Below are 25237 nucleotides of genomic sequence, written 5' to 3' on the forward strand. Positions count from 1 at the left end.
CAAGGGCCTTGCCCGCCGGTACGCGGCAGGCATCGGCCGCCTCCATAAAGCGGCTGCCCAGGGCACGCATCTCGGCCTTGAGCAGCCCCACGCCGGAGGTCAGTTCGTCTGACCGCAGAGAGTTGGAGCACACCAGCTCGGCCAGATTGTCATTGACGTGTGCTGGGGAACGGTGGAGGGGCTTTTGTTCGAACAAAACCACTTCGTGCCCGCTGCGGGCCAGCCGCAGGGCACATTCACAACCAGCAAGACCACCGCCCACCAGGGCTACGGACAATTTCTGCATATGATCTCCTCTGCCCGGCAGCATCTAAAAAAAGCGTGCTTATGGCAAGCGCCGCGTAACCATGCCGATGCGGCCCTTGTCTCAGGGTGTCAAAACGCGACAGGCGCGGCGCACAGACAGATTATTTTTTCACAAGGGGGCGGGTGCTCTTCCCTTTAACAGCCAAAAAAAGTACGATAAAATGATTAGTATCATCTAGGAATATTCATGGCCAAACCAGGCAGCACATTCGCAACCGTTCTCTGCATAGCATTGTTTTTTGCAACACTGCTTGTGATCGTGCGCGAATACACCAGAGAAACGACGGGACACCTGTCGCAGGACATCACCACCCGTCTTGCCGAAGTGAGCCAACGTGCTGCTGACGAATTTGGACAGAATATTGATCTGCAGCTCAACGAGCTGCAAAGTATAGCCAGCTTCATGGCGCAGGATACCTGCACGCAGCCCAGCAAATGCCTGCAGCACTACGCCCCCCTGTTGCGCGCCGCTGGCCTGAAAAATTTTGCCCTGGTGGCGCTGGACGGCACGGGCTTCTGCTCCGAGATTGGCTCTGCCTTTGACCTTGAGCGCACCCGCAAAAAAGAGCTGTTTCTCCGCGCGCTCACCGGCACGGCGTGTTTTGGCGCCATTTCAGACGACAATGGCGCCAAGCTGGCCATAGCTGTGCCCCTGATTCGGGACGGCAAGGTTATTTCCATTCTTCTGGGTGAGTTTGAAAACAGCATCATGAAAAAAAGTCTTGTCACAAGGGCCTTTGGCGACAAGACCTGTATCATGGTTTTTGATGACAAGGGGCGCTTGCTGTTCTGGGCCGTTGCCCCTGGCTACGACATTGAGCAGACATTTCCGCAACTGGAAGAAAAGGGCCTGCCGCCCTCGCTTCAGGAGCATCTGCTGGCTGTTTTTGCAGATCCGGGCAACCGTCCCAACCGCTTCATCAGGGACGACGATCACGCCTACTACCTGACGCACATTCCCCTTGAAAAATATGGCTTGCAGGTGGTCTCCCTGCTACCGGAAGAAGTCGTGGACCATCTGGTGGACAGGCAGAACACCATCACCTCCACCCTGGCCTGGCGCATGTCTGTGCTGGCTCTTCTGGTGCTGGTTTTCATCATCACCATTCTGCAGCGCGACAACCGCACCATTCGCCAGCAGCAGGAGGACTACCGCTCCATCATCTCAAGCATTTCCGGGGGGGTCATCAAGTTCTCCGGCCTGCATGGCGCTTTTCAGTTTATCAGCCCCAATTTTCTCAAAATGCTTGGCTATCGGCCGGAAGAATTCGCGCAACGGTTTGGAGAGAATTTTGCGCTGTCCATCCACGAAGCTGACCGCGAAACTGCGCTGCGCACCATGCAGCAGCAACTGGATGCCGGCATTCCCATTGATGTGGAGTACCGTACCACCGCAAAAAACGGCAACCTTGTCTGGCTGTACCATAAAGGCTCGCTCGTGCAGCCAGGGTCGGGCCAGGCTTACATTCAGAGCATTGTTTTCGACATCACGCACAATAAGGAAACCGTTCAGGCCAAGCGCATTTCTGACGAGCGCTACCAGTTCATCCTGGAGCAGCACGACATCATCATCTTTGAGCAGAATCTTATCAGCGGGCATTTTTCCTGTTCTGCCAAATGGATCCAGACTTTTGGAAAGGTTTTCAACATCCTTGAGCCAGAAGCCGAGCCGGGGCTTATTCCCGTTCATGAGGACGACAAGGAGCTTCTTAAAGAGTTTCAAAAGAGCGTTCACAACAATCTGCGTAAAAGCAAGGTTCTTGTGGAGGTGCGCCTGCGTGACGCCAGCGGCCTGTACCACTGGTACCGCGTCGAAGCTTCAAACCTCATCAGCGCCCAGGGCAAACCCATCTATATTATTGGGATCATTACCGACATCGACAAGCAGAAACAGCTTGAACTGCGACTGCGCACGCAGGCCACGCGCGACAGCGCCACCGGCATGCACAACAAGCGCGCCACAGAGCAGGCCATCTCGCGCTTTTTGAGTTTGCACAATAATCTCGGGCCTGATGCTTTCGCCATGTTCATGATAGATTTTGACAATTTCAAAAGCATCAACGACAAGTTCGGCCATGCGGTGGGCGACAAGGCCATTTATCAGATGGCCCAGATCATACGGCGCAACTTCCGCAGCACGGACATTGTGGGCCGTGTCGGCGGCGACGAGTTCCTGGTGTTCTGCACCGAACCCATGCCCCAGCACAAGATACGTGAACGCGCCACAGTGCTTGTCGAGCAACTGCACCTGCAATGCGGCAACCATGATGATGAGGACATCGCCCTGACCGCCAGCGTGGGCATTGCCTGCGACCCCTCTGACGGGCACACCTTTACCGATTTGTACAAGCATGCCGACATGGCCACATATGAAGCCAAACGGCGCGGCCGCAACCAGTGCGTCTTTTATGCGGAACTCACCGCCAGTGAACAGCAGAGCGCCCGCGAATCCCGTCAGGCCGAGGGAAAAGAGGCGTAATACCGCCGCATGGTTCCCTGAACGCGGGCAGGCATCGCCCGGCAGACCTGCCACGCGGCGGGCCGCACTGATTCCCCCAGCCTTCCCTGATTCCCGCCGCCGCTGCCTCCCTGACTTTCTCTGACTTCCAGCCTCCCGCTGTCTTCTCTGATTTCCCAGGTTTCCAGCCTCCACCAGACTTCCCTGTCGCCCCTGAAAAACTTCCTGTAAGCTGGCGTATGGCAGATTTGCCACGCAGCGGGCCGGGGGCGGTCTACGGGCCGGGACGCGCTTGCGGCCATTAAAAGGTTGCCGCGGTAGACACGCGACATGGCGGACATATGCCCGTCGAGATAACAGTCAGACCGTCCATCTTGCAGTTGCCGACAGTGCAACAGACAGAAAGGCCCGCATGATGCGGGCCTTTCTGTTTAAAGAGTTTTAGGGGGTGGGGGCGTGGGGGAGGAGACCCTTTTGCAAAAGGGTCCCTCCCCCACAAAGCATGCCAAAATAACATGCGAACCGCCCTAATTAATCACCCCGTGTCGTCCCACAGGGCCGAACGGACGAACGGACGGACGAACGAACGGACGGGCTGTTACAGCCGTTCCACCACCTTGTCGCCCATGTTTTTGCAGCCCAGCAGTTCCTTGCCCGGCTCCATAATGTCGGCGGTGCGGAAACCGTCGGCCAGCGCCGTGCGCACGGCCTTTTCAATGTGCTCGGCTTCTTCGGGCATATCGAGGCCCAGACGCAGCATCATGGCGGCAGAGAGGATGGTGGCCAGGGGATTGGCCACATCCTGACCCGCGATGTCGGGCGCGGAGCCGTGGATGGGCTCAAACAGGCCCGGCCCGTCGGCTCCCATGGAGGCCGAGGGCAGCATGCCCAGAGAACCGGTAATGACCGAAGCTTCGTCCGAAAGGATGTCGCCAAAAATATTGCCGGTGAGGATCACGTCAAACTGCGAGGGGTCGCGCACCAGCTGCATGGCGGCATTGTCCACATACATATGGCTCAATTCCACATCCGCGTATTCGCGGTGCATCTCGATGACCACTTCCTTCCACAAACGGGAGCATTCCAGCACATTGCTCTTTTCCACCGAGCAGACCTTGTTGCGGCGTTTGCGGGCCGTTTCAAAAGCCACCCAGGCGATGCGGCGGATCTCTTCTTCGTTGTAGACCATGGTGTTATAGCCGGTGCGCAGGCCGTCGCGGCTCTCGATGCCGCGCGGTTCGCCAAAGTAGACGTCGCCCGTGAGCTCGCGCACCACCATGAGATCAAGCCCCCTGGCGGCGATATCGGGCCGCAGCAGGCAGGCCCCGGCCAGTTCGGGCAGCAGCATGGCAGGACGCAGGTTGGCGAACAGCCCCAGTTCCTTGCGAATACGCAAAAGGCCCTTTTCTGGCCGCAGTTCCGGCGTCATGTTGTCCCACTTGGGGCCGCCCACCGCGCCAAGGTACACGGCGTCAGCGGCACGGCACTTCTGCACCGTGGCTTCGGGCAGGGGATCGCCCGCGCCGTCAATGGCCGCGCCGCCGATGAGGGCGGTATCAAAGACAAACTCATGGCCGAACTTTTGGGCCGTGGCTTCCAGAACCTTGACGCCCTGAGCGATAATCTCCGGGCCGATGCCGTCACCCGGCAACAGGCAGATGGTCTTTTTCATGCAATATCCTTGTGGCAAAGTTGCAGGCCGTAGCACTTCAGCCTTTTCTGCGGCGGCTTTTTCGTGGCTGGAACCCTGCCCGAAGCCTTCTCAGGCAGGGTTTCCGATGGCGTCATCGTGCAGTGCGTCGGCCTTATGCCTGCCGCCAGATCTGTATAAGGCGCGGAAAAAGAGGGAAGATCAGGCGATCCTTTCCTTCACGTAGTTCACAAGTCCGCCCTTGTCCAGAATTCTGGACATGGAGGCAGGCAGCGGCGGACACGTAATTTCAGCGCCATTGGTGAGATCGCGGATAAGCCCTGTGGCAGCGTCAATTTCCAGTTCGTCGCCGTCGTTGATCTTGTCCACATCATCGCCCACTTCCATGAGCAGCAGGCCCATATTGAAGGAGTTGCGGTAGAAGATGCGGGCAAAGCTGTGCCCGATGACCACCGGCATGCCCGCGCCCAGGATGGCGATGGGCGCGTGCTCACGCGAGGAGCCGCAACCGAAGTTGCGTCCGGCCACCATGATGTCGCCGGGGCTTACGCGCTTGGCCCAGGATGGCTCAAGGCCGGACATGCAGTTTTCGCCAAGCTTCCGGGGATCCGTGGTCACAAGAAAGCGCGCGGGGATGATGGCATCCGTATCAATATGCTCGCCCACTTTGTGGGCCTTGCCTTTGTAGTTCATATTCCTGATCCTTCCTGTCAAAAAAACGTGACGTAGAAGAGTTTTTCTGTTTCTTGCGGGCCTGCCCTGCGACTGGCGTGGGCGACAGGCATGGGCGACAGGCGCGGGCTTGAGCCTGACGGCGTCGCCCCGCAAGGCATGCGGGAACGCCTGCCTACAGCTGCCTACAGCTGATCGGGCCCTGCCACAAAGCCGGTCACGGCCGTGGCTGCGGCCACCAGGGGGCTGGCCAGATAGACTTCCGAGTTCAGGCTGCCCATACGGCCCTTAAAGTTGCGGTTGGTAGTGGCCACCGCGCGTTCGCCGTCGCCAAGGATGCCCATGTGGCCGCCAAGGCAGGGGCCGCAGGTGCAGGGGCCCACGATGCAGCCCGCGTCCATAAAGGTCTCGATGAGGCCTTCCTTGAGGCACTGCTTCCACACTGTGGGCGTGGAGGGCAGCACTATGCAGCGCACGCTCTTGTCCACCTTGCGGCCGCGCAGAATCTCGGCGGCGTCGCGCATGTCGCTGATGCGGCCATTGGTGCAGGAACCGATGATGACCTGCTGCACGGCAGTGTTGCGCACTTCAGACACAGGCTTCACATTGGAGGGTATGTGCGGACAGGCCACCACAGGCTCCTTGCCCGTGACGTCCAGCTCCACCACGCGATCATAGTGCGCGCCGTGGTCGGCGGCCATATTGTCCATCACGCCGGGACGCTTGTGCTCGGCGCAGTAGGCGCGGGTTTTGGCGTCCACGGCAAAAAGGCCCACCTTGCCGCCCGCCTCGATGGCCATGTTGGCCATGCTCAGGCGTCCTTCGACAGAGAGGTCTTCCACCACGGAGCCGCCGAATTCCAGGGCCTTGTACAGCGCGCCGTCAACGCCGATGGCGCCGATGAGCATGAGCATAAGGTCTTTGCCGCGCAGCCACTTGGGCATATGGCCCCGGATATTCACGCGGATGGTGGGCGGAACCTTGAGCCAGGTCTCGCCGAGAGCCATGGCCGCCGCAATGTCGGTGGAGCCCATGCCGGTGGCAAAAGCCCCGATACCGCCGTACGTGCAGGTATGGCTGTCGGCCCCGATGACCAGATCGCCGGGGCCCACGAGCCCCTGTTCGGGCAAGAGGGTGTGCTCCACGCCGCAGTCACCGCCCTCATAGTAGTGAACAATGCCCTGTTCTTCGGCAAACTTGCGGCTGATCAGCACCTGATTGGCGGAATCGATATCTTTTTGCGGGGTAAAGTGATCCATGACAAGGGCAATCTTGTTGCGATCAAAAACCTTTTTCGCGCCCATGCCGCGAAAAGACTCGATGGCAAGCGGGCCGGTAATGTCATTGGCAAGCACCATGGACACGCGGCACTGAACAATCTGCCCGTCCTGCTCCACAGCTTCGTCCGTATGAGCTTGCAAAATTTTCTGCGCAAGCGTTTGAGCCATGTTGAACTCCTTTCTATCCTGAAACGGTTCCACCGATACATGTTTATAAAGGCGGCATGAAAAAGGCGCTGGCGTTTGCCCTTTCAGCCCTCCGGTAGTGCGGGTTGCACCTTTTACCGGGCGGCGGGCTTGATGATCGCGTCAGTATGACTGCAGTCGCAATGACGCGATCATGAAGGCCGCCAGCCCGGAAAAGGCCAGGGAGTCGCCGCTGCTTGAGCATGTAACACTTGAAATGCTCGTATGCGGCAGACAAAAACCTGTCTGCCCGCATTTCGCGGCCAGGATTTTCAGCAAAATCCTGGCAGAGCAGCTAACTCATTTCATTGGCAAAAGGCTCTAGCCATGCTGGCAATGCAGGCGCGGCCCATCCTCTTCCTTTTTGAAAAGATGGTTCAACGCATTGACGTAGGCTCTGGCGCTGGCCACAAAAATGTCAGGGTGCGTACCACGCCCCACTGCGCTGAATTCGCCTTCGCGCAGGCGCACGGTCACTTCGCCCAGGGCGTCCGTACCGCCGGTAACGGCGTTGATGGCATACTGCTCAAGCTGGGGTTCGCGGCCCACCATATCGGCAATGACGTTGAACAGCGCATCCACCGGCCCCACACCAAAGCCCGCGCTGCTGCTCTCGATGCCGTCAACATCCATAATAACGGCAGCCGTGGGCGGCACGCCGCCCGCGTCGGAACTCTGCACGCTCACATGCCGCAAACGGAAGCGGTCGGGCATGCGGTACACTTCTTCCTGCACAAGGGCCATGAGGTCGTCGTCGTGCAGGGTTTTCTTGCGGTCGGCCAACTGCTTCACAGCTTCAAACACGAGATTGAGCTGCTCGTCGTCCAGCGTATAACCCATATTTTCGAACTTGTTGCGCACGGCATTGCGGCCCGAATGCTTGCCGATGACAAGATTGCTCTCGGTGCGGCCCACGGACTGCGGCGTCATGATTTCATACGTCTCGCGATTCTTGAGCATGCCGTCCTGATGGATGCCCGATTCGTGCGCAAAGGCGTTGGCCCCAACAATGGCCTTGTTGGTGGGAATGGGCTGGCCGATGGTCATGGAAAGCAGGCGGCACGAGGGGTAAAGCTGCTCGGTGACGATATTGTGCTCCAGGCCAAAGAAGTCTTTGCGTACGCTCAGGTTCATGACCACCTCTTCAAGGGAGGTGTTGCCAGCGCGCTCGCCAATGCCATTGAGGGTCACCTCGACCTGACGCACGCCAACCCTGAGCGCAGCCAGGGTGTTGGCCACGCCAAGGCCCAGGTCATTGTGGCAGTGCACGCTGAAGACGGCCTTGTCGCTGTTGGGCGTGTTGCGGATCACATGATCGATAAGGGCCGCATATTCGGCTGGCTGCGCGTAGCCCACGGTGTCGGGGAGATTGATCGTGGTGGCTCCGGCATTGATGGCGGCCTCCACGACGCGGCAGACAAATTCCGACTCGGAACGCGAAAAGTCCTCGCAGGAAAATTCCACATTGCTGGTGTGCTGCGCGCAGCGTTTGACTCCGTCCACAGCCATTTTCAGCACTTCGGCGGGGTCTTTGCGCAGCTTGTGCTGCATGTGCAAGGGAGAAGTGGAAAGAAAGATGTGGATGCGCGGGTTCTTGGCGACCTTGATGGCGTCCCAGCAGCGGTCGATATCGCCAGCCACGCAGCGGGCAAGCCCGGCCACCTGGATGTCGCCGGCCTGGGCCGCGATGCGCTGTACGGATTCAAAATCGCCGGGGCTGGAGGCGGGAAAGCCCGCTTCCATAATGTCCACGCCAAGCACCTCAAGCTGATGGGCCAGACGCAACTTTTCCTGCAGGTTCATGGTTGCGCCGGGCGACTGTTCGCCGTCGCGCAAGGTGGTATCGAAAAAAAAGACGCGGTTATTCATGACAATACTCCTCTGGATATGGCAAGTTTATATATTCTTGCATAACGGCCACCGTTCAGGGCGGCGGTCAGGGGAGCGTCATTCCGCCCAAAGGGCGGCGAACCGTTACGCAACCTTAATCGCTCTGGGGCGATAGGGCGCGTAGTAGCTGACGGTCGCGGCGGGGAAGGATGACAAAGGTGTAAAGGATGCCACCGGCGATGTACACGGCACAGAGCACGAAGCCCATGACGCGCGGAAAGGACACGACGGAGGACAAGATAAGCAGGAACACCAGCATGGTGCGTATGGGATGCGCGCGAAGGAAGTCATACTCCTTGAAGGAGAAATACCGCACGCGGCTCACCATCAACACGCCCACGCCCACGGCCAGCAAAAGGGCCAGGTAGGGTTTGATGGGCTGAAAACCATCGGGAAACATGCTGGCAAAAAACACAAAGGTCACAATGGTGCAGCCGCCCGCCGGAATGGGCAGACCGATAAAGAAACGCTTGCCCGTGGCGGCAGTGCTGACATTGAAACGCGCCAGCCGCAAGGCTCCGCAGGCGGCGTAGATAAAGGCCGCCGCAATGCCCATGCGGTTGAAGTCGTGCAGTTCCCACTGCCAGAGCAGCATGGCCGGGGCAAGCCCAAAGGCCACCAGATCGGCGAGGGAGTCGTACTGAACACCAAACTCGCTGGCCGTATTGGTGAGACGGGCCACCTTTCCGTCCAGGCCGTCCATAACCGCAGAGAGCAGTATGGCCATGCAGGCGGACTCAAAACGCCCCTGCCCTGCCCATACCATAGACAAAAAGCCAAGAAACATGCTCAACGTCGTGATCATGTTCGGCAGGAGGTATACTCCCTTGCGTGGCTTTTTACTTTCTGTGGTCATTCTTCACCATTACTGCGCTGAATCTTTCCTGCAGCGGAGCGTAAAAAACTATTCCTGTCCCGCTCGGGCAACAATGCACTGCCCGGCAAAGACCTGCTGGCCCAACTGCGCAGCAGCAACATACCCTTCAGGCATGTAAAGGTCAACTCGAGAACCAAAACGTATCATGCCATAGCGCTGCCCGCGTTCAAGAACGTCGCCTATATCCGTGCGGCAGACTATGCGGCGGGCCACAAGCCCCGCAATCTGAACCATGGTCCACTGCTTTCCGCCATCGTCGCGCAGGCTGTAGGCGCAGCGTTCGTTGTCCGTGGCGGCCTTGTCAAAGGCCGCGTTGACGAACGCGCCGGGGAAATAGCGTATATCTTCCACCGTGCAGGCCACCGGCGAGCGGTTCACGTGCACGCTGAACACATTCATAAAGATGCTGATGCACAGGCGCTTTTCACCGCTGAAGGGATCGGGTTTTTCCTCGATGCGAATAACCTTGCCGTCAGCGGGGCTTATGGCCAGACCCGGCCCCTGCGGGGTCACACGCTCGGGATCGCGAAAAAAATGCATGCTGAACCAGCACAGGGCCAGAAAAACCAGAGCAAGAGGCCACCAGCCCAGGGCGGCGAACACAAGAGCCGAAAAGCCCGTAAGCCCGATGCAGGGCCATCCTTCAGGGGTAATGCCGCAATGGGCGGTTCGCATGGCTGCTCCAGTTCGTAATGCGCGGCTGGCCGCGCTGTTGCGTAATCAAGGCGGTAGCATAGTCCCACATGCGCCGCATGGCAAGCACAAGCATGCGGCCCGGCCCGAAAAAACCTCCCCTTGCCGTATGTCCGGCGCGGGATTATACTGTAAGCATGAGCAGCGCGTTCGCCCCTCGTTTGAAGCTTTACACCTTGCTGTGCAGTCTTGCCCTTGCAGGCCTGCTGGCGGGGTGCGGCCCCAAGGACATCGGCGAGGGCACATCTGCTGCCAGTGAAACGCCCCCTCTGGGCGTAAACGCCGAAGACCAGATGCGCTACCCCATCACGGGCACCAACAGGACACAACAGTTGCTCTACCTGCAAAACAGGCCCGATATCATGGCCAACACGCAACAATGGCGTTTGCGGCAGTTCAACGCGATTCACGGTCTGGACAAGGACGTCAGCCCTGAAGATCCGGCCTACAGGGCCGTGCCCAAACAACGCAGTCCTTTCAAGCAGTAGCAGCCATCTATGGATCCCATTACACATGCCGCCAGCGGCGCTGTAGCCATGCTGTCCCTGCCGAACCGGCCCGCCACACGGTGGGCCGTGCTGCTGGCCGCCATCGCTTCTGCCTCCCCCGATATTGACGTGGCCCTTTGCCACACCCCCCTTGAATTTCTGCTCCTGCACCGGGGCATCACCCACTCACTGGCGGCGGCCCCGCTGCTGGGCCTGCTGCTGGCGCTGCTGGCGCGCCCTTTGTGGAAATCCTCCACGCCGGGGCACTGGAACTTCCCCAGGGTCTGGCTGTTCATGATCGGCATGGTGCTGCTGCACATCTGGCTGGATGTCATCACCACCTACGGCACCATGATATACCTGCCCTTTTCCCACGAAAGGGTGCGGCTTAACGCCGTGTATATCATTGATCTTTTGCTGACCCTGCCCCTGCTCTGGGCCGTGCTGCGCTGGCGGGCCAAGCGGGGACTCATGCGCCTGGGCCTGGCCTGGGTTTTTGTGTATCCGGCGCTGTGTATTTCTCTCAATGCCTGGCATACGGCCCAGACCCAGGATCGCCTGACCGCTGAAGCCCAAACCACGCGGCAAACCACGCGGCAGACGGTACGGCAGGTTGTGCTGCTGCCCGACGCCTTTGGCCCCCTGTTCTGGCGCGTCCTGTACGAAACGGACGGGCCCGACGGCAGGATCGTCCACAGTCAGGGACTCAACGCCCTGGGCCAGCCCCGCACAGCACCGTCGTCCCACAGGGCCGCGCCGCCGGAACTTCTGGCGGAACTGGCCCGGCAGTCCGTGGCGGCTGACGCCTTTTTCAACTTCACCCTGCTGCCGGTCATAAGCCCGCTGGCAAATGACTTTACACCAGTGGAAGCCCATGCGGCAGAAGCCCATGCGGCGGCAGGGGACGGCCCTTCCGCCCAGGCCACGCCGACAGCCCCGGCGGGCACGGCAGGCGACCGCCCGGCCGCCCAAACGCGCCCCACCTACGCGCTGTTTAACGACCTGCGCTTTGGCAGCGATCTCGCCTTGGTGCGCGCCATCATTGCCCACCGTCCCAATGCCGACGTTCCTTTTAAATATATGGTGGAACTGGATCTCGCCGATCCGGGCCAATCCGTAGCCCTTGTGAATGAGGGCAAAAATCCGGGCGACGTGCGGCTTGTGCGCGAGCGCCTGCGCTTTTCTGACAGCGGCAAGGACTCGCACTGGCAAAAGCCGAGGCTGCCTTCTCCGCCCCCGTTCCGTGACTGGATCATGGGGCTGCGCTAATATTTTGTCCGGCGGGCGGCCTGCTGCCGCGCCATAACACCCCGGCGCGCGCGCAGCCGGATGGCCCATGCCGGAATAACTCCAGAACTGTCGAGGATTGCTATGGATACCAACTTTTCGCATCTGGACGGACAGGGCAACGTGACCATGGTGGATGTGGGGCACAAGGCCGCCACCGAACGCGTCGCCATTGCCGAGGCTGTTGTGGAGCTGAGCCCGGCCACCCTCGAACTGCTGCTCAAGGTGGCCTTGCCCAAGGGCGATGTGCTGACCTGCGCCAAGATCGGCGGCATCATGGCCGCCAAGCGGGTTGGGGAGCTTATCCCCCTGTGCCATCCGCTCAACCTCAGCTTTGCCGACATACGCTTTGATGTGAGCCAGATGCCGCCGCGCATCCGCATTGAGGCTGAAACCCGCACCGTCAGCAACACCGGCGTGGAGATGGAAGCCATTGTGGCCGCGCAAACCGCTGCCGCCGTTATTTATGATATGTGCAAAGCCGTGCAGCGCGATATAGTTATCAGCCGGGTGCGCCTGCTGCACAAGCGCGGCGGCAAAAGCGGCGAATTCAACGCACTGGACATGGACTAATGACCCTGCCTCATATCGACCCCGTTGCCCTCAGTTTCGGCAACCTTCAGTTGCGCTGGTACGGCCTCATGTATCTTGCGGGCTTTGGTCTGGGCTGGTGGCTGGGGCGCTGGCGCGCATCCCGTCCCAATTCCGGCTGGCGCGCTGCCGACGTGGACGACCTGCTGACCTGCGTCATGATCGGCATCATTCTGGGCGGCCGCCTGGGCTATGTGCTGTTCTACGACCTGCCCGTCTACGTATCCGATCCTATGGAGATACTGCGCATCTGGAACGGGGGCATGTCCTTTCACGGCGGCCTGCTCGGCGTTCTTGGCGCTTTCTGGTACTTTGCGCATACCCGCCATCGCTCGTTTCTCGACATCTCGGACCTGGTGGCCCCGCTGGTGCCCCCGGGCCTGTTCTTTGGCCGTATGGGCAACTATATCAACGGCGAGCTCTGGGGCAAGGTCACGGACAGCCCTTGGGGCGTGGTTTTTCCCGGCGGCGGCCCCTATCCCAGGCATCCCAGCCAGTTGTACGAAGGGCTGCTGGAAGGCCTGGTTCTTTTTACCGTGGTCTGGATTTATTCGCTGAAACCGCGCAAACGCGGGGCCGTTTCGGGCCTGTTCGCCCTTGGCTACGGCGTGTTCCGCTTTACGGTGGAATTTGTGCGCGTGCCTGACGCCCAGCTGGGCTACCTGGCTTTTGGCTGGCTGACCATGGGGCAATTGCTCTGCCTTCCGCTCATAGCCGTGGGTTTGTGGCTGCTTTGCCGTCAGGCCCCCATAATGCAGCCCGACATTCGTGTGGAGCTGAACCGCCCGGACGGGCCAAATTCCGGGCAAGGTTCTGGGTCAAATTCCGGGCCAAACTCCGGCAAGGGCAAATCCACCAAAGGCGGAAAAAGCAGGCCCAAAAAGTAGCCGCCCCGCAGCGGCGGGAACAACCGCCTGAAAGCGTGTAAATAAAGATTTACGCAGGCCAGTAAAAATTACTCATGCCCATGTGGCCGGTGCAAATACGCCGCTGCATGGGCATCAACGGGCTAAAACGCGCCCGGCGGGTTTGTGAGCAACCACGCAGGTTGACACTTGCCCGCTTTTTTGTGAAGCTGACCGCCGTTTATCCCAAACATTTTTTACGGAGATCTCATGGCTAAAGAAGGTTCCATAGAAGTTGACGGCGTGGTGCAGGAAGCCCTGCCCAATGCCATGTTCCGCGTGGAGCTGGAAAACGGCCACGAAGTGCTGGCCCATATTTCCGGCAAAATGCGCAAATTCTACATCCGCATCCTTCCCGGCGACCGTGTAAAGGTTGAGCTTTCGCCTTACGACCTCACTCGCGGACGCATCACCTACCGCATGAAGTAGCAGCGGGCGCGGCGGCTTTTCTACCGCCACCTGACGTGGCTGAACCGCCCGTGGCCGCGCCCCCTCTTCCCTTTCGCAGCCAGTCGGCTGCCTTTGCTTTACGAAAGCCCCATCCAGGCCAGAACGCTCAGGCACAGCAAGGCCCACAGCCCGGCGACAACGTCGTCTATCATGACGCCGTAGCCTGCGGGCAACCAGTTTTCCGAGGCCTTGACCGGCCAGGGCTTGGCGATGTCAAAGATGCGAAAAAGCACAAAGGCCGCCAGCACCAGTAAAAAGCTGGGCTGGGGAAAAGGCAGCAGCACCAGCCATACGCCCACCAGTTCGTCAATGACGACCTCGCCGGGATCTTTGCGCCCCAGCAGCGTTTCCGCTCTGGTCGCGGCCACGGCCCCAAGAAAGAACAGCACGACCAGCACGGCCAGCCGCAGCCAGAAATGCAGCGGCAAAAAAATGTACGGGGCCAGCAGACAGGCCATGGCCGTGCCCCAGGTGCCGGGAGCCTTGGGGTCCAGTCCGGCCACGCCGAGGCGGCAGAAATACAGGGTGATTTGATCCATCAGGCGCATATATCCTCCAGACTGGCACGGGGCAGGTTGCAACTGCCGCGCGACCGGGCAGGCAATTGTCGCATGCCGCACAGGGCATGCCTTTGCAGTCTATCCATTTTTTTTGCGCAAGACCAGAACGGAACCATGCGGAATACTGCGCAATGAGATCGGCGTTCTCCTTCCGGTCGCGACAGTATTCCCGCGCATTGCCTAAGGAAACGCTGATTTATTCCGTTTGGCGGCGTTGCTTCCCTTTTTTTGAAACAGTCGAGGACGGAAGAGTCCGCTCCTGCTTCAAAAAAGATCGCGCCTTGCCAAACGAAATAACTGCGCGCTTCCAAGAGGCTCTTTAATCAGTGCTTCCCTAAGAAAGCCCTTTGCCGTATAGGCAAGAAATGGACAAAAACCGCAGCGAACTTTTTGGCCACTTCAGCTATGACGATGACCTCACCTATGAGGATCTGCTGGAAGTGGAGGAAGCTCTCACTGCCGCAATGACAAATTTGCTGCTGCGTGCGGGAGCCAGCCACCTGGATTTCACGCCGCAGGGCGACGCGCTCATGTTTCAGTGTGTTTTTGAGGCGCACAAGCTCTACATATACCGCAAAATCGCCTTCGAAACAGCGACCCTTCTGCCGGAAGGGGTGCGGGGACGCTTGTTGTGTCTGGACAAGGACTTCAATTCCCTGCATATATACTGGCTGCGCACGGGACAATGGCAGGAAGAGGAACGCTCCGTTCCCTTTGAGCCACCGCAGGGGCTTAAAACCTGGAAAACAGGCGGAGCCGCCGACATGTCGGCCCCCCCGGCCAGCCCCCTACCCCGCGATAAAGAATAACTGCCCACAGGCAGCCGCTTGCAAGATCACATCTGCCCGGATGGTGGAATGGTAGACACAAGGGACTTAAAATCCCTGGGCCGCGAGGCTGTGCGGGTTCAAGTCCCGCTCCGGGTACCAAGCAATATCAAAGAAATTCCCGGATTCGTCGTTTTGACGAATCCGGGAATTTGATTTTTTGCCCCAAACTTGCTCCCCTCGAAAACAGCAAGGAGACTGGCATGTCCATTTTGGATTGGGAAAACTGGGTGGCCATTGATTGGGAAAGTGGGTGCAAAATTGGTGAAAAGGTGATTGTGGACATTAAAACCCCTCAAGCTTTAGTTCAAGTAACCTTACCCCTCTGCATATACCACTTGTAAGTTAGTAGTTTTCGATGGGTTGCTGGTTATACTTTTTGCACGAAACTCTTCCGTCGTCAGCCAGGGCTTCCAGCTTGGCGCGGATTTGCACTTTCAATTGCGAAAAGGCCGGATCATCGGGATCTCGCGGGCGGGGCGCTGCAACCGTCCACGTGTCCACAATACCGCGTCCAGTTCCCATAAGGTGTATGGTGTCCGCCAGCAGGCAGACTTCCGAAACGTCATGCGTGACCAGCAGCACCGTAACACCGGTCTGGATTTGCAGATCCGCCAGCAGGCGCTGCATGCGCGAGCGTGTAATGGCGTCCAGGGCGGCAAAGGGTTCGTCAAGAAGCAAAAGCTTTGGGCGAAGCACCAGTGTGCGCGCCAATGCGACACGTTGCCGCATCCCTCCTGAAAGTTCCGAAGGCAAGGCATTGGCCCATGGCTCCAGCCCTACCTGCATCAGTATGTGCCGCACCCGCTCCTGCCGCAACGCAGGAGCCATCCCCGCAGTTTTCAGGCCAAACTCCACATTTTCCCTGACATTCAGCCATGGCAACAGCGCGTCGTCCTGAAATACCATAACCCTGTCTGGGCCGGGTTCACCACAGGGGGTTCCCTCAAGCAGCATGGCCCCGGCGTCCATCGGCACAAACCCTGCCACCACATGCAGAAACGTGCTTTTTCCGCAGCCGCTGGCCCCGATGAGCGCAGTTATGGAGCCTTGCCCAAGCGTTATGTCAATGCCGGGCAAAACTGTATGCGGGCCATAACTTTTCCGCAGGCCCCGGCAACAGAAATATTCCTTCATCGCGCCACACCCGGCAGTCTGGATAAAAACCGGACAAGCAGGCCGTCACAAATGCCCCCCAGCACGGCTATGAGCACAATGCCGCTCAAAAGCACGTCCACACGGCCATTCATGCGGGCATCCATAATAAGCGCGCCCAGGCCGTCCGGCACTCCGGTAAGTTCCCCCAGCACCAGATAGGCGAAACTCATGCCAAGCGCCACCCGCAAACCAGCGCATATCTGCGGCATGCTCCACGGCAGGATCATCTTGGCAAAGAGCTTCACGCGTGAAAGACCGAGCATGCGGCCCGCATTGATCAGGTTTTGCGGCACAGACGCGGCCGCAGCTGCGGCACTGAAATATATCGGAAAAAACCCCGCCAGAGCGATAAGACTGACGGTAGTCATAAAGCCCACTCCCAGCCAGATGAGCGCCAATGGCAGCCAGCTTATGCCGGGAACGGACTTGACGCCGTTGATGGAAAAAGACAGCAGGCGCGCTATGGTTGCGCTTCTGCCCGACCACAGCCCTAAAACCAGACCGGGTACGGCAGCCAGTGTGAATCCACAGGCAACACGCCACAAACTTGCGGCAGCGTCGCTCCAAAAGCGTCCGCCGTACGGAACGGATGTATTTCCCGCCACATATGCGAACATGGTGCGCGCCACCCCCGCAGGTGAAGGCAACAGCCATTCCGGTGTCAATCGAAATGCCGTGGCTCCCCACCATAACGCCAGCAACAGAAGCGGAAGGCACCAGGGCAGGATTCGCGCCCCCCTGCCATCACTCATGATTGGCAGAATCAGCCCGCAGGGCATCCACAAAGCTGCGGTCAACAAGCTTGGCGTAATCCGGTTCCTGGGCAATGATGCCGAGGCTTTTCATGCGCGCGCCCAATGCCGCCAACTGGCGCATGAACGCATCGTCCATGTCCCAAACCAGTTCGATATTGCCGGCAGAGGCTTCAAGCAGTGCCCTGTCGACGCCGAACAGACTGGCTGCCGTATCCAGCCAGAGTTTTTTGTCCGCAGCCAAAGCCTGAGTGGCGGCCTTGTGCGCGGCCACCATCCGCAGGGCCTTGTCCGGGTGCGCCTGTATAAAGTCTTCGCGCATGAGCATGCCGCTGTTGATGGTCCCTATGCTGTCGCCGTAGTAGGGATAGGCCAGAATGCGCCCGTATCCCTGCATAACGGCCTGCGTGGGAAAGGGCTCGCCAGATAAAAAGGCGTCCACATTCCCCTTGGCAAGAGCAGTGCCCATATCAAAAAAATCAATGCGCATGAGCGTGACGTCGCGATCAGGGTCAATACCTTCACGGTGCAGCACTTCACGCAGCAAAATTTCGTGCATTGTACCGGGAACGTAGGCGATGCGCTTGCCCTTGAGATCGCTGGCGCTTTTTATAGGCCCATCCTTGGCCACCACAAGCGCCGAGCACTTGTTGCCCAGCGTTGCCACAAGCTTAACAGGCTCACCCCGTGAAGCGGCCTGAATGGCCAGCGCCAGCGTAGTGCCCGTCATGTCGAGACTGCCCGCGAGCAGTGCGGACTTTTGATCGGCAGGATTGGTGAAGGGGCGCACTTCAACCTTGAGTCCGGGATTCGTCGCCGACGCATATTTTTCATACAAAAAGGGCTGTATAGTCTGCGCGGTCTTCCATGTGCCAACATGCCAGACTTCGCCTGCCACGGACAAGCCTGCAGCCATCAGAATCAAAATTCCGCTGGCGCACATAAGCGTCAGAACAGAAAAAATGCCGCGAAGGCTTGCGCCTGTTGCCATTTTTCTCCTTGCTGCCACGTTGTCCCCTCCTCTTAATAAAACGTCCCAGAGGTTCACCGCTAGAAGCGCACACCCAGATATCAATCCAACCGCAAGCTTCTGGTAGCAACCAGCCTCAAGAGTGTGCGCACGATGTTCTTACTAGTTGACCTAGTCTACTATGGAAATTAAGAAACCCCACTTCAAGGGGCATGTCAACTTCCCTTTGCACAAATAGACCTCAGCTATCACTGTTGAATGGTGAAATGGGAAGACGTGAGCCCACATCTTCTGGCACCCGCCTGACCGCAACAGGTCCGACAGGGCTTAGAAAAAACGCCGCTGATGCATGGAAAGGCAAGCAGATAGAGCTTGCTTACGGGCATTTCAGCAACAATATATAGAGCAGCGTCATTTAAAAATGCCAGATGCTTTAGGGAGTTCCTCCATATAAAAAAAGCAGCCCCTTGCATCACGGCAATGTACTTTTACACACGCCGCAATAAAGGGGCTGCTCTGCACAACCACTCAAAAAACGCAGAGACTGAAACTCTCCACAGCCCTAGCCAGCTTACGCCCCTGCGGGCACAACTGCCTCCCTTAGTAGTCCGCGCCAGCCTCTCTTCCAACGGGCAGCACGAGCATCTCGTCACCTGGCCGCACAAGCCCGCCGTGCAGAACCTTGGCGAACACGCCCTGCCGGGGCATGATGCAATCCCCCATGGTGTGAAATATCTGGCAGTGGCTGTGGCATTCCTTGCCTATCTGCGACACTTCCATAAGAACCTCGTTACAGGACAGGCGCGTGCCCACGGGCAGGGCCGCGAAGTCGATGCCGTCCACAATCAGGTTCTCGCCAAAACAGCCGTGCGAAACAATGGCTCCCCTGGCCTTGAAATCCTCAATAGCCTGCCAGGACAGCAGACTGACCTGACGGTGCCACTTGCCGGCATGCGCGTCGCCCTCAATGCCGTGCTCCACCACCAGGGTGGCTGACGGAACGGTCTTTTTGGCAGTGCCTTTTTTTGCGCTGGTGCAGATGGCCCGAATAACTCCCATGCCAATTCCCATGTCAATTCCCATGTCGGTTTCCATACTAAATTCCTATGTTTTCAGACTGTTTGCCTGTCATAAACCTTGCCAAGCCGTAGACTGCCCGTATGCGGGCAGTGCGGACTTTTCGCCGGGATGCACTTCTATGGCAGAATAGTTACCTCTAACCTGACATATCCGCAACAGTCGTGGCCCCGCGCGCGGGATTTTCGGCCTACGCGCTTACGCATAAATCGGGGCGAAAATGGTCATGGCCCGCGTGCGGAATTTCCGGCGCATGCACGAACACAGGCGGTTGGCCCATATCTGCACATGCCGTCGTTGAATGTCCGGCGCGAGCGCCGCATCGCCAGGGGCTCGTCATAGCGCAAGTATGGGCAAGTCACGCCAAACACTGCGGATTGTCCGAATAAAATGCGAAAAAGGACAAAAAATTGTTGACGGGCGGGTAAGGAGTGGCTATATAAGCCTCTGCCTCATGTAGGAGCGTAGCTCAGGTGGCTAGAGCACTTCCTTGACACGGAAGGGGTCAACAGTTCAAGTCTGTTCGTTCCTACCAAAAGAAACTTTGGGGTTGATTCCCCTTAACGGCGGACGGCCTTGGCCCCGCCCATAGCACAGGTTATCGAAAGATGGCCGAATGACCGGTATCGGCGCAGTGGGGAGGTTTACCTCCCCATTTTGTTTTGGCTTTTCGTCTGGCCGGACAGCGCCCTCGGCGACGCTAAGGAGTTTTTCATGGAAGTCCGTGTGGAAGGGCAAATGGTTGAGGGGCAGGCTGGCGACAGTGTGGCCTCCGTGCTCCAGAAAGCCTTGAGCGGCAAAAAGTTCAAGGCCGTTGTGGCTGCCCGCGCGCTTGGCGGCGCTGAGGGCCTGCTTGATCTTTCTTCTCCGGTTCCCGCCGGGTGTGATGGCCTTGAGCCCGTGTACGCCGATTCGGCCGAGGGCTTGCAGATGATCCGCCACTCCACCGCGCACGTCATGGCCGCGGCGGTAAAAAAACTCTTCCCCGCTGCCAGGGTCACTATCGGGCCTTCCATTGATACCGGCTTTTACTACGACTTTGACGTTGAAAAGCCCTTCTCCACTGAAGATTTTCCCGCCATTGAAGCTGAAATGCAGCGCATTGCCAATGCGCGCGAGCCTTTCAGCCATGAAGTGCTGTCCAAGGCCGATGCCGTGGCGCGCTTCAAGTCAATGGCCGAGGACTATAAGGTTGAAATCATTGAAAGCATCGACGCCGACACGGTGTCGGTCTATACCTGCGGTGATTTTGCAGACCTGTGCCGTGGCCCGCACGTGCCGCACACGGGCTTTGCCAAAGCCTCCAAGCTCATGAGCGTGGCTGGCGCCTACTGGCGCGGCGACGAAAAAAACCGCATGCTGTCGCGCATTTACGGCACGGCCTTTGCGGACGAAAAAGCCCTTGCCGCGTACCTGAAGATGATGGAAGAAGCCAAACGCCGCGACCACCGCAAGCTGGGACGCGAACTTTCGCTCTTCACCTTCAAGGAAGACGTGGCCCCCGGCATGGTGTTCTGGCTGCCCAAGGGCATGCTCATTCGCACCATTCTTGAGGACTTCTGGCGCAAGGAACACCTCAAGCGTGGGTACGACATCGTGCAGGGCCCGCAGCTTCTGCGCGTGGAAACGTGGCAGAAGTCCGGCCACTACGACCACTACCGCGAGAACATGTACTTCACCCAGATTGAGGAAGACGCCTACGGCGTCAAGCCCATGAACTGCATTGCGCACATGCTCATTTACGGCAACGAGTTGCACAGTTACCGCGACCTGCCGCAGCGCTATTTCGAGCTTGGCGTTGTACACCGCCACGAAAAAAGCGGCGTGCTGCACGGGCTTTTGCGCGTGCGCCAGTTCACCCAGGACGACGCCCACATCATCTGCGCGCCGGAACAGCTTGAAGGCGAAATCCTTGAAGTAATTCACCTTATCCGCGACCTCATGCACCTTTTCGGCTTTGAGTACAAGGTGGCTGTGTCCACCCGGCCCGAGAGCAGCATAGGCACGGATGAAGCGTGGGAGATGGCCACCAGCGCCCTTGTGCAGGCTGTGGAAAAAGCCGGTCTGCCCTACACCATCAATGAGGGTGACGGCGCGTTTTACGGCCCGAAAATCGACGTGCGCCTGCTGGACTGCATTGGCCGCGAATGGCAATGTTCTACCATACAGGTGGACTTCACCCTGCCCGAGCGTTTCGACCTCACCTATGTGGGTCAGGACGGCGAGCGCCATCGTCCGGTCATGGTACACCGGGCCATCATGGGTTCGCTTGAGCGCTTTATCGGCATCCTGGTGGAGAATTTTGCCGGAGCCCTGCCCACATGGCTCGCCCCGGAGCAGGCCCGCCTGCTCACGGTCACCGATGCCGGCGACGAAGCCGCCGCCAGCATGCGTGACGAACTCAAAGCTCTGGGCATCCGTGCCCAGGCAGACACGCGCAATGAGAAACTGGGTTTCAAGGTGCGTGAGGCGCAACTGGCAAAAGTGCCGTACATTCTTGTTGTAGGAGAAAAAGAAGTGCAGGCGGGCGGCGCAAATGTGCGCCTGCGCAACGGTGATAACCTGGGGCTCAAGTCTGTGGCTGAAATCGCCGCGCTTATTCGCGCAGACGCCGAAGAGCCTTTCAAAAAAGGAGGGATGCGCTATAGCTTCGCCTAATATGAGATTCCGCCGCGACATGCCGCAAGACAGCGTGCGTCGCAACGAGATGATCCGCGCCCGTGAAGTGCGCGTGATCGCTGCCGATGGCGAGCAGCTTGGTATCTTGCAGCGTAATGAGGCCATTGCCCTGGCTAAAGAAGCGGGCATGGACCTCGTTGAAGTTTCTTCCAACTCGGAGCCGCCTGTTTGCCGCGTCATGGACTACGGCAAATTCAAGTACGAGCAGCAGAAGAAAAAGCAGGAAGCCAAAAAGAACCAGACCGTGGTGCAGATCAAGGAAATCAAGGTTCGCCCCAAAACGGACGACCACGATTACGAAACCAAGGTCCGCCACATCCGTCGCTTTCTTGAAGACGGTGACCGCTGTAAAATAACGGTATTCTTCAGGGGCCGCGAAATTGTCCACAAGGATCGCGGCATGTCCATTCTGGAACGGGTGGTTCAGGACCTGGCAGACATCGCCAAGGTTGATCAGGAACCCCGCTCCGAAGGCCGTACCCTGCAAATGATGCTGGTGCCCAAAAAGTAGCTTTTGCTGCCGGGGCATCCGACATTATCGCTTGCGCCCTGAGGCGCTTTGGGGCATTATGCCCTTCCCCTGGTGCGTCCTGTGACATGCCGGGTATATGCTTTCGTTAAGGAGTACGCCATGCCCAAGATTAAAACCAGGCGTTCCGCCGCCAAGCGTTTTTCGCAGACTGGCAGCGGCAAGTTCAAGCGTCGTCGCCAGAACCTGCGCCACATTCTCACCAAGAAGGCCGCCAGCCGCAAAATGCGTCTTGGTCAGTCCACCACCGTGGATCAGACCAATGAAAAAGCAGTGCGCCGTATGCTGCCCAACGGCTAAAGACCCGTTCTTTCGCCGTCGGCCTCAGGCGTCCACGGCTCGCTCCACACACGGCACTGCCGTGTCGGGCGCGCACTGGCAAGCCCCGGCCCGCAGCGAAATGCCGCTGGTCTTTAATCAGACGCGGCAAAGGTTCAAGCCTCTGGATTATTGATAAAATCCTATGACGCGCAAGCGTCGCGGCGCGTGCGGAGCCGCAACTGACGTTCAATCCGCTCCCCTCCCAGAGGGCAGATGATCTTTACACCCCCCAACGGGCATTCCTCCGCCTGGTTGGGAGAAGGAGGTTACACCATGCGTGTCAAGAGAGGTCTTACCGGTCATCGCCGTCACAAAAAATATTTGACCGCTGCCAAGGGTTTCCGTGGCGGCCGCAGCCGTCTGTACCGCACCGCCCGTGAGGCTGTGGAACGTTCGCTGCAGTACGCCTACGTGGGCCGCAAGCTGCGCAAGCGCGACTTCCGCACCCTGTGGATCCTGCGCATCAACGCTGGCGCCCGCCTGAGCGGTCTTTCCTACAGCCGTTTCATGCACGGTCTCAAGACCGCCGGCATCGACCTGAACCGCAAGGTTCTCGCCGACCTGGCCGTCTACAAGAAGGACGACTTCGCCAAGATCGTGGAACTGGCCAAAGCCGCTCTGGGCAAATAAGCCGCAGAGCTGGCGCTCCCCGCGCCGGAGCAAGGCTCCAGGCCGCGCTGGCCAGTACGGATAACTCCGTGCGCCGGTTGGCTTGCGGGAGCAGGGTCATGCATGCTATACGGGGCGTGGACGGTGCGATGCGCTGCCCACGCCCTTTGTTTTTCAAATTGTGCAATATTCAACGTCAGCGCCGCGCAGGCGGCCTTGGGAATCCGTATGGATCTGATTTCTGCACTGGAAGGCCTGGTCCCCGAGCTTGAAAAAGGTCTGGATCAGGCTTCTTCATTGGAAGGGCTGGAAGCCCTGCGGGTGGACTTTCTGGGCCGCAAGGGCAGAATCGCCCAGATCATGAGCCAGCTTCCCAAGCTGGAGCCTGAACAGCGCCCCGCCGTGGGCCAGACGGCCAACAGCGTCAAAGAGCGCTGCAACGATCTGTTTGACGCCCGCAAACAGGCCCTGGAAGCCGGGCGCGAGGCCGAAGCCCTCAAGCGCTTTGACCCCTCCATTCCCGGCCGTGCGCCATGGAGCGGCACCCTGCATCCCACCACCCTGGTGATGGAAGAGATTTGCGAAATTTTCAAGGGTCTTGGCTTTGAAATCGTGTCCGGCCCCGAAGTGGAGATCGACTATTACAACTTCGAGGCCCTGAACATGCCGCCGGAGCATCCTGCCCGTGACATGCAGGACACCCTGTACATCACCGACAAGGTGCTCATGCGCACCCACACGTCCCCTGTGCAGGCGCGCACCATGCTGCACCGCAAGCCCCCGCTGGCCGTGGTGGCCCCCGGCAAGGTCTACCGGCGCGACAGCGACCTCACCCATACCCCCATGTTCCATCAGATTGAAGGACTCATGGTGGGTGAAGGCATCAGCATGGCCCATCTGCGCGGCACGCTCACAGCCTTTGTGCGCGCCATTTTCGGCGGCGACACCCAGGTGCGCTTCCGCCCCAGCTTTTTTCCCTTTACCGAACCCTCGGCCGAGGTGGACATAAGCTGCTGCATCTGCGGCGGCAAGGGCCACATTGGCGACGCCCCCTGCCGGGTATGCAAAACCACTGGCTGGGTCGAAATCCTCGGCTGCGGCATGGTGGACCCCGCCGTGTTCGAGGCTGTGGGCTATGATCCCGAAGTCAGCGGCTTTGCCTTTGGCATGGGCGTGGAGCGCGTGACCATGCTCAAGTACGGCATCGGCGATTTGCGCATGTTTTTTGAGAACGACACCCGTTTTCTGGGTCAGTTCGCCCGTTAGGCCACTCATCCTTTAGGACAGGCATATGTTCCCGCGCCACGACAGCACACGCAGTACCGCCAAGCCGCAAACCGCGCCCCTGCGCGGCCTGCCCGGCATCTGGCGGCACGGCCTGCTCCGCCTGTGGCGGCGTGTCCTGTCTGGCGGCTGGCGGCGCGGCCTGTGGCGGCGCGGCCCTGTGCTGGCTTTCGTGGTTGCGACGCTTCTGGCGCTTGCGCCCGGCCTCTGGCCCGCCGGGCATATGCACGACGCTGCGGGAACGGCCTGGGCCAAATCGCCCTCCAATGCGCGCGATCCCGGCATTGAACCGCCTGGCGGACCCAAACCTATGGAAGGCCTGCCTGGCAGAAACGTGAGCCGCACCGCCGAAGGCGGCATGGGGTATACGGATGCCTACGGCAACACCGTCACCGATTCACAGCCGGAAGAAAAACCCGCAAGGCGCAGGCCCGGCCCCGGAGCATACGGCAACAGGGGCATGCAGGAGCATGACCGCCCCCTGCCGAACCCGACGCCCAAGGATACTACGCCAGCCTGGAGTTTCAATTAAGGCAGTTTACGAATGAAATGAGGTAACTGCATTGCAAGGTTTTTTTCTGAAAATCCTTGCCAGGCGAAAGACTGCGCATTTCCAGGAGGCTCTTTAATGAGTGCTTCCTTAAATAATGCTTAAGGCTGGCAGGCCAGAGGACGTTTGCGCTCAAGGCCCGCAGATTTTTGTACAGAACACCATCAATGACGCCCAACGCGGCGGC

Annotated in this window: 26 protein-coding genes and 2 tRNA genes; 16 read left to right on the forward strand and 12 right to left on the reverse strand. The window is 59.0% G+C overall.

All coding sequences use genetic code 11. From position 1 onward, the window contains the following. Positions 1-286, reverse strand: a 286-nt coding sequence (locus RBR41_RS10515; RefSeq protein ID WP_320352533.1) for an FAD-dependent oxidoreductase, incomplete at its 3' end; no start/stop codon positions are given. A 207-nt stretch (positions 287-493) separates the two neighbouring features. Between RBR41_RS10515 and RBR41_RS10520 the strand changes: the two genes are divergently transcribed. After that, positions 494-2785, forward strand: coding sequence for a diguanylate cyclase (locus tag RBR41_RS10520; RefSeq protein WP_320352534.1), 2292 nt, complete (start codon positions 494-496; stop codon positions 2783-2785). A 577-nt stretch (positions 2786-3362) separates the two neighbouring features. Here the strand turns inward: RBR41_RS10520 and leuB are convergent. The 6 genes from leuB to RBR41_RS10550 form a co-directional block, all read right to left on the reverse strand. Next, positions 3363-4436, reverse strand: coding sequence for a 3-isopropylmalate dehydrogenase (leuB, locus tag RBR41_RS10525; RefSeq protein ID WP_320352535.1), 1074 nt, complete (start codon positions 4434-4436; stop codon positions 3363-3365). A gap of 180 nt (positions 4437-4616) precedes the next feature. Further along, positions 4617-5108 carry a 3-isopropylmalate dehydratase small subunit gene (leuD, locus tag RBR41_RS10530; RefSeq protein WP_320352536.1) on the reverse strand — a complete coding sequence of 164 codons (492 nt, stop codon included), beginning with the start codon at positions 5106-5108 and terminating at the stop codon, positions 4617-4619. Between the two features lie 164 nt (positions 5109-5272). Further along, positions 5273-6535, reverse strand: coding sequence for a 3-isopropylmalate dehydratase large subunit (locus RBR41_RS10535; protein ID WP_320352537.1), 1263 nt, complete (start codon positions 6533-6535; stop codon positions 5273-5275). A gap of 339 nt (positions 6536-6874) precedes the next feature. After that, positions 6875-8422 (reverse strand): 2-isopropylmalate synthase, encoded by a 1548-nt coding sequence (locus tag RBR41_RS10540; protein WP_320352538.1) that lies wholly within the window; start codon positions 8420-8422, stop codon positions 6875-6877. Positions 8423-8537: 115 nt separating this feature from the next. Beyond that, entirely contained in the window at positions 8538-9299 is a 762-nt protein-coding gene (gene pssA, locus RBR41_RS10545) for a CDP-diacylglycerol--serine O-phosphatidyltransferase (protein WP_320352539.1), read from the reverse strand. Between the two features lie 48 nt (positions 9300-9347). Further along, positions 9348-9995 (reverse strand): phosphatidylserine decarboxylase family protein, encoded by a 648-nt coding sequence (locus tag RBR41_RS10550; protein ID WP_320352540.1) that lies wholly within the window; start codon positions 9993-9995, stop codon positions 9348-9350. Positions 9996-10150: 155 nt separating this feature from the next. Here RBR41_RS10550 and RBR41_RS10555 point away from each other — a divergent pair, with 155 nt between their 5' ends. From RBR41_RS10555 to infA, 5 genes are all read left to right on the forward strand, one after another. Continuing rightward, on the forward strand, positions 10151-10501 hold the full coding sequence (locus tag RBR41_RS10555; RefSeq protein WP_320352541.1) for a chemotaxis protein: 351 nt from the start codon (positions 10151-10153) through the stop codon (positions 10499-10501). Between the two features lie 9 nt (positions 10502-10510). Beyond that, positions 10511-11770 carry a metal-dependent hydrolase gene (locus RBR41_RS10560; RefSeq protein WP_320352542.1) on the forward strand — a complete coding sequence of 420 codons (1260 nt, stop codon included), beginning with the start codon at positions 10511-10513 and terminating at the stop codon, positions 11768-11770. A 102-nt stretch (positions 11771-11872) separates the two neighbouring features. Then, positions 11873-12361, forward strand: coding sequence for a cyclic pyranopterin monophosphate synthase MoaC (gene moaC / locus RBR41_RS10565; protein WP_320352543.1), 489 nt, complete (start codon positions 11873-11875; stop codon positions 12359-12361). After that, positions 12361-13266 (forward strand): prolipoprotein diacylglyceryl transferase, encoded by a 906-nt coding sequence (lgt, locus tag RBR41_RS10570; RefSeq protein ID WP_320352544.1) that lies wholly within the window; start codon positions 12361-12363, stop codon positions 13264-13266. The genes moaC and lgt overlap by 1 nt, the downstream gene beginning before the upstream one ends. Before the next feature lie 228 nt (positions 13267-13494). Next, the gene (gene infA / locus RBR41_RS10575; RefSeq protein ID WP_006008898.1) at positions 13495-13713 is read left to right on the forward strand and encodes a translation initiation factor IF-1; all 219 of its coding nucleotides are present in this window, start codon (positions 13495-13497) and stop codon (positions 13711-13713) included. 98 nt (positions 13714-13811) lie between these two features. Here infA and RBR41_RS10580 read toward each other — a convergent pair whose 3' ends face one another. After that, positions 13812-14282 (reverse strand): phosphatidylglycerophosphatase A, encoded by a 471-nt coding sequence (locus tag RBR41_RS10580; RefSeq protein WP_320352547.1) that lies wholly within the window; start codon positions 14280-14282, stop codon positions 13812-13814. A gap of 377 nt (positions 14283-14659) precedes the next feature. Here RBR41_RS10580 and RBR41_RS10585 point away from each other — a divergent pair, with 377 nt between their 5' ends. From RBR41_RS10585 to RBR41_RS10595, 3 genes are all read left to right on the forward strand, one after another. Further along, positions 14660-15103: a hypothetical protein gene (locus RBR41_RS10585; protein ID WP_320352549.1), complete on the forward strand. Its 444-nt coding sequence runs from the start codon at positions 14660-14662 to the stop codon at positions 15101-15103. A 34-nt stretch (positions 15104-15137) separates the two neighbouring features. Then, a tRNA-Leu gene (locus RBR41_RS10590) sits at positions 15138-15223 on the forward strand. 101 nt (positions 15224-15324) lie between these two features. After that, positions 15325-15465: a hypothetical protein gene (locus RBR41_RS10595; protein WP_320352550.1), complete on the forward strand. Its 141-nt coding sequence runs from the start codon at positions 15325-15327 to the stop codon at positions 15463-15465. 1 nt (position 15466) lies between these two features. Here the strand turns inward: RBR41_RS10595 and RBR41_RS10600 are convergent, their stop codons facing one another. The 4 genes from RBR41_RS10600 to RBR41_RS10615 all read right to left on the reverse strand — a co-directional run bounded on the left by RBR41_RS10600 (position 15467) and on the right by RBR41_RS10615 (position 19096). Beyond that, positions 15467-16201 (reverse strand): ABC transporter ATP-binding protein, encoded by a 735-nt coding sequence (locus tag RBR41_RS10600; RefSeq protein WP_320352551.1) that lies wholly within the window; start codon positions 16199-16201, stop codon positions 15467-15469. Between the two features lie 53 nt (positions 16202-16254). Further along, positions 16255-16896 (reverse strand): ABC transporter permease, encoded by a 642-nt coding sequence (locus RBR41_RS10605; protein WP_320352552.1) that lies wholly within the window; start codon positions 16894-16896, stop codon positions 16255-16257. Between the two features lie 127 nt (positions 16897-17023). After that, complete coding sequence (locus RBR41_RS10610) at positions 17024-18022, reverse strand: ABC transporter substrate-binding protein (RefSeq protein ID WP_320352553.1); 999 nt, start codon at positions 18020-18022, stop codon at positions 17024-17026. 579 nt (positions 18023-18601) lie between these two features. Continuing rightward, entirely contained in the window at positions 18602-19096 is a 495-nt protein-coding gene (locus RBR41_RS10615; protein WP_320352554.1) for an MOSC domain-containing protein, read from the reverse strand. Between the two features lie 440 nt (positions 19097-19536). On the opposite strand from RBR41_RS10615, the gene RBR41_RS10620 reads away from it, so the two are divergent. From RBR41_RS10620 to RBR41_RS10650, 7 genes are all read left to right on the forward strand, one after another. Next, positions 19537-19613 (forward strand) — tRNA-Val (locus tag RBR41_RS10620). A gap of 179 nt (positions 19614-19792) precedes the next feature. Further along, positions 19793-21736: a threonine--tRNA ligase gene (gene thrS, locus RBR41_RS10625; RefSeq protein ID WP_320352555.1), complete on the forward strand. Its 1944-nt coding sequence runs from the start codon at positions 19793-19795 to the stop codon at positions 21734-21736. Between the two features lies 1 nt (position 21737). Beyond that, complete coding sequence (gene infC, locus RBR41_RS10630; RefSeq protein ID WP_320352556.1) at positions 21738-22268, forward strand: translation initiation factor IF-3; 531 nt, start codon at positions 21738-21740, stop codon at positions 22266-22268. Between the two features lie 120 nt (positions 22269-22388). Further along, the gene (gene rpmI, locus RBR41_RS10635) at positions 22389-22586 is read left to right on the forward strand and encodes a 50S ribosomal protein L35 (protein WP_179980804.1); all 198 of its coding nucleotides are present in this window, start codon (positions 22389-22391) and stop codon (positions 22584-22586) included. A 294-nt stretch (positions 22587-22880) separates the two neighbouring features. Continuing rightward, entirely contained in the window at positions 22881-23237 is a 357-nt protein-coding gene (gene rplT, locus RBR41_RS10640; protein ID WP_179980803.1) for a 50S ribosomal protein L20, read from the forward strand. Between the two features lie 207 nt (positions 23238-23444). Next, positions 23445-24482, forward strand: coding sequence for a phenylalanine--tRNA ligase subunit alpha (pheS, locus tag RBR41_RS10645; protein WP_320352558.1), 1038 nt, complete (start codon positions 23445-23447; stop codon positions 24480-24482). A 25-nt stretch (positions 24483-24507) separates the two neighbouring features. Then, positions 24508-25032: a hypothetical protein gene (locus RBR41_RS10650; protein ID WP_320352560.1), complete on the forward strand. Its 525-nt coding sequence runs from the start codon at positions 24508-24510 to the stop codon at positions 25030-25032. Positions 25033-25237 lie beyond the last annotated feature (205 nt).

Origin of the sequence: Desulfovibrio sp. (genome assembly GCF_034006445.1) — a bacterium.
Lineage (GTDB): Bacteria > Desulfobacterota > Desulfovibrionia > Desulfovibrionales > Desulfovibrionaceae > Desulfovibrio.

What these genes read in the sequence shown, in the direction of transcription:
- RBR41_RS10520 (WP_320352534.1), top strand. Translation starts at nt 494, where the DNA reads ATGGCCAAACCAGGCAGCACATTCGCAACCGTTCTCTGCATAGCATTG.
- leuB (WP_320352535.1), bottom strand. Translation starts at nt 4,436, where the DNA reads ATGAAAAAGACCATCTGCCTGTTGCCGGGTGACGGCATCGGCCCGGAG.
- leuD (WP_320352536.1), bottom strand. Translation starts at nt 5,108, where the DNA reads ATGAACTACAAAGGCAAGGCCCACAAAGTGGGCGAGCATATTGATACG.
- RBR41_RS10535 (WP_320352537.1), bottom strand. Translation starts at nt 6,535, where the DNA reads ATGGCTCAAACGCTTGCGCAGAAAATTTTGCAAGCTCATACGGACGAA.
- RBR41_RS10540 (WP_320352538.1), bottom strand. Translation starts at nt 8,422, where the DNA reads ATGAATAACCGCGTCTTTTTTTTCGATACCACCTTGCGCGACGGCGAA.
- pssA (WP_320352539.1), bottom strand. Translation starts at nt 9,299, where the DNA reads ATGACCACAGAAAGTAAAAAGCCACGCAAGGGAGTATACCTCCTGCCG.
- RBR41_RS10550 (WP_320352540.1), bottom strand. Translation starts at nt 9,995, where the DNA reads ATGCGAACCGCCCATTGCGGCATTACCCCTGAAGGATGGCCCTGCATC.
- RBR41_RS10555 (WP_320352541.1), top strand. Translation starts at nt 10,151, where the DNA reads ATGAGCAGCGCGTTCGCCCCTCGTTTGAAGCTTTACACCTTGCTGTGC.
- RBR41_RS10560 (WP_320352542.1), top strand. Translation starts at nt 10,511, where the DNA reads ATGGATCCCATTACACATGCCGCCAGCGGCGCTGTAGCCATGCTGTCC.
- moaC (WP_320352543.1), top strand. Translation starts at nt 11,873, where the DNA reads ATGGATACCAACTTTTCGCATCTGGACGGACAGGGCAACGTGACCATG.
- lgt (WP_320352544.1), top strand. Translation starts at nt 12,361, where the DNA reads ATGACCCTGCCTCATATCGACCCCGTTGCCCTCAGTTTCGGCAACCTT.
- infA (WP_006008898.1), top strand. Translation starts at nt 13,495, where the DNA reads ATGGCTAAAGAAGGTTCCATAGAAGTTGACGGCGTGGTGCAGGAAGCC.
- RBR41_RS10580 (WP_320352547.1), bottom strand. Translation starts at nt 14,282, where the DNA reads ATGCGCCTGATGGATCAAATCACCCTGTATTTCTGCCGCCTCGGCGTG.
- RBR41_RS10585 (WP_320352549.1), top strand. Translation starts at nt 14,660, where the DNA reads ATGGACAAAAACCGCAGCGAACTTTTTGGCCACTTCAGCTATGACGAT.
- RBR41_RS10595 (WP_320352550.1), top strand. Translation starts at nt 15,325, where the DNA reads ATGTCCATTTTGGATTGGGAAAACTGGGTGGCCATTGATTGGGAAAGT.
- RBR41_RS10605 (WP_320352552.1), bottom strand. Translation starts at nt 16,896, where the DNA reads ATGTTCGCATATGTGGCGGGAAATACATCCGTTCCGTACGGCGGACGC.
- RBR41_RS10610 (WP_320352553.1), bottom strand. Translation starts at nt 18,022, where the DNA reads ATGGCAACAGGCGCAAGCCTTCGCGGCATTTTTTCTGTTCTGACGCTT.
- RBR41_RS10615 (WP_320352554.1), bottom strand. Translation starts at nt 19,096, where the DNA reads ATGGAAACCGACATGGGAATTGACATGGGAATTGGCATGGGAGTTATT.
- thrS (WP_320352555.1), top strand. Translation starts at nt 19,793, where the DNA reads ATGGAAGTCCGTGTGGAAGGGCAAATGGTTGAGGGGCAGGCTGGCGAC.
- infC (WP_320352556.1), top strand. Translation starts at nt 21,738, where the DNA reads ATGAGATTCCGCCGCGACATGCCGCAAGACAGCGTGCGTCGCAACGAG.
- rpmI (WP_179980804.1), top strand. Translation starts at nt 22,389, where the DNA reads ATGCCCAAGATTAAAACCAGGCGTTCCGCCGCCAAGCGTTTTTCGCAG.
- rplT (WP_179980803.1), top strand. Translation starts at nt 22,881, where the DNA reads ATGCGTGTCAAGAGAGGTCTTACCGGTCATCGCCGTCACAAAAAATAT.
- pheS (WP_320352558.1), top strand. Translation starts at nt 23,445, where the DNA reads ATGGATCTGATTTCTGCACTGGAAGGCCTGGTCCCCGAGCTTGAAAAA.
- RBR41_RS10650 (WP_320352560.1), top strand. Translation starts at nt 24,508, where the DNA reads ATGTTCCCGCGCCACGACAGCACACGCAGTACCGCCAAGCCGCAAACC.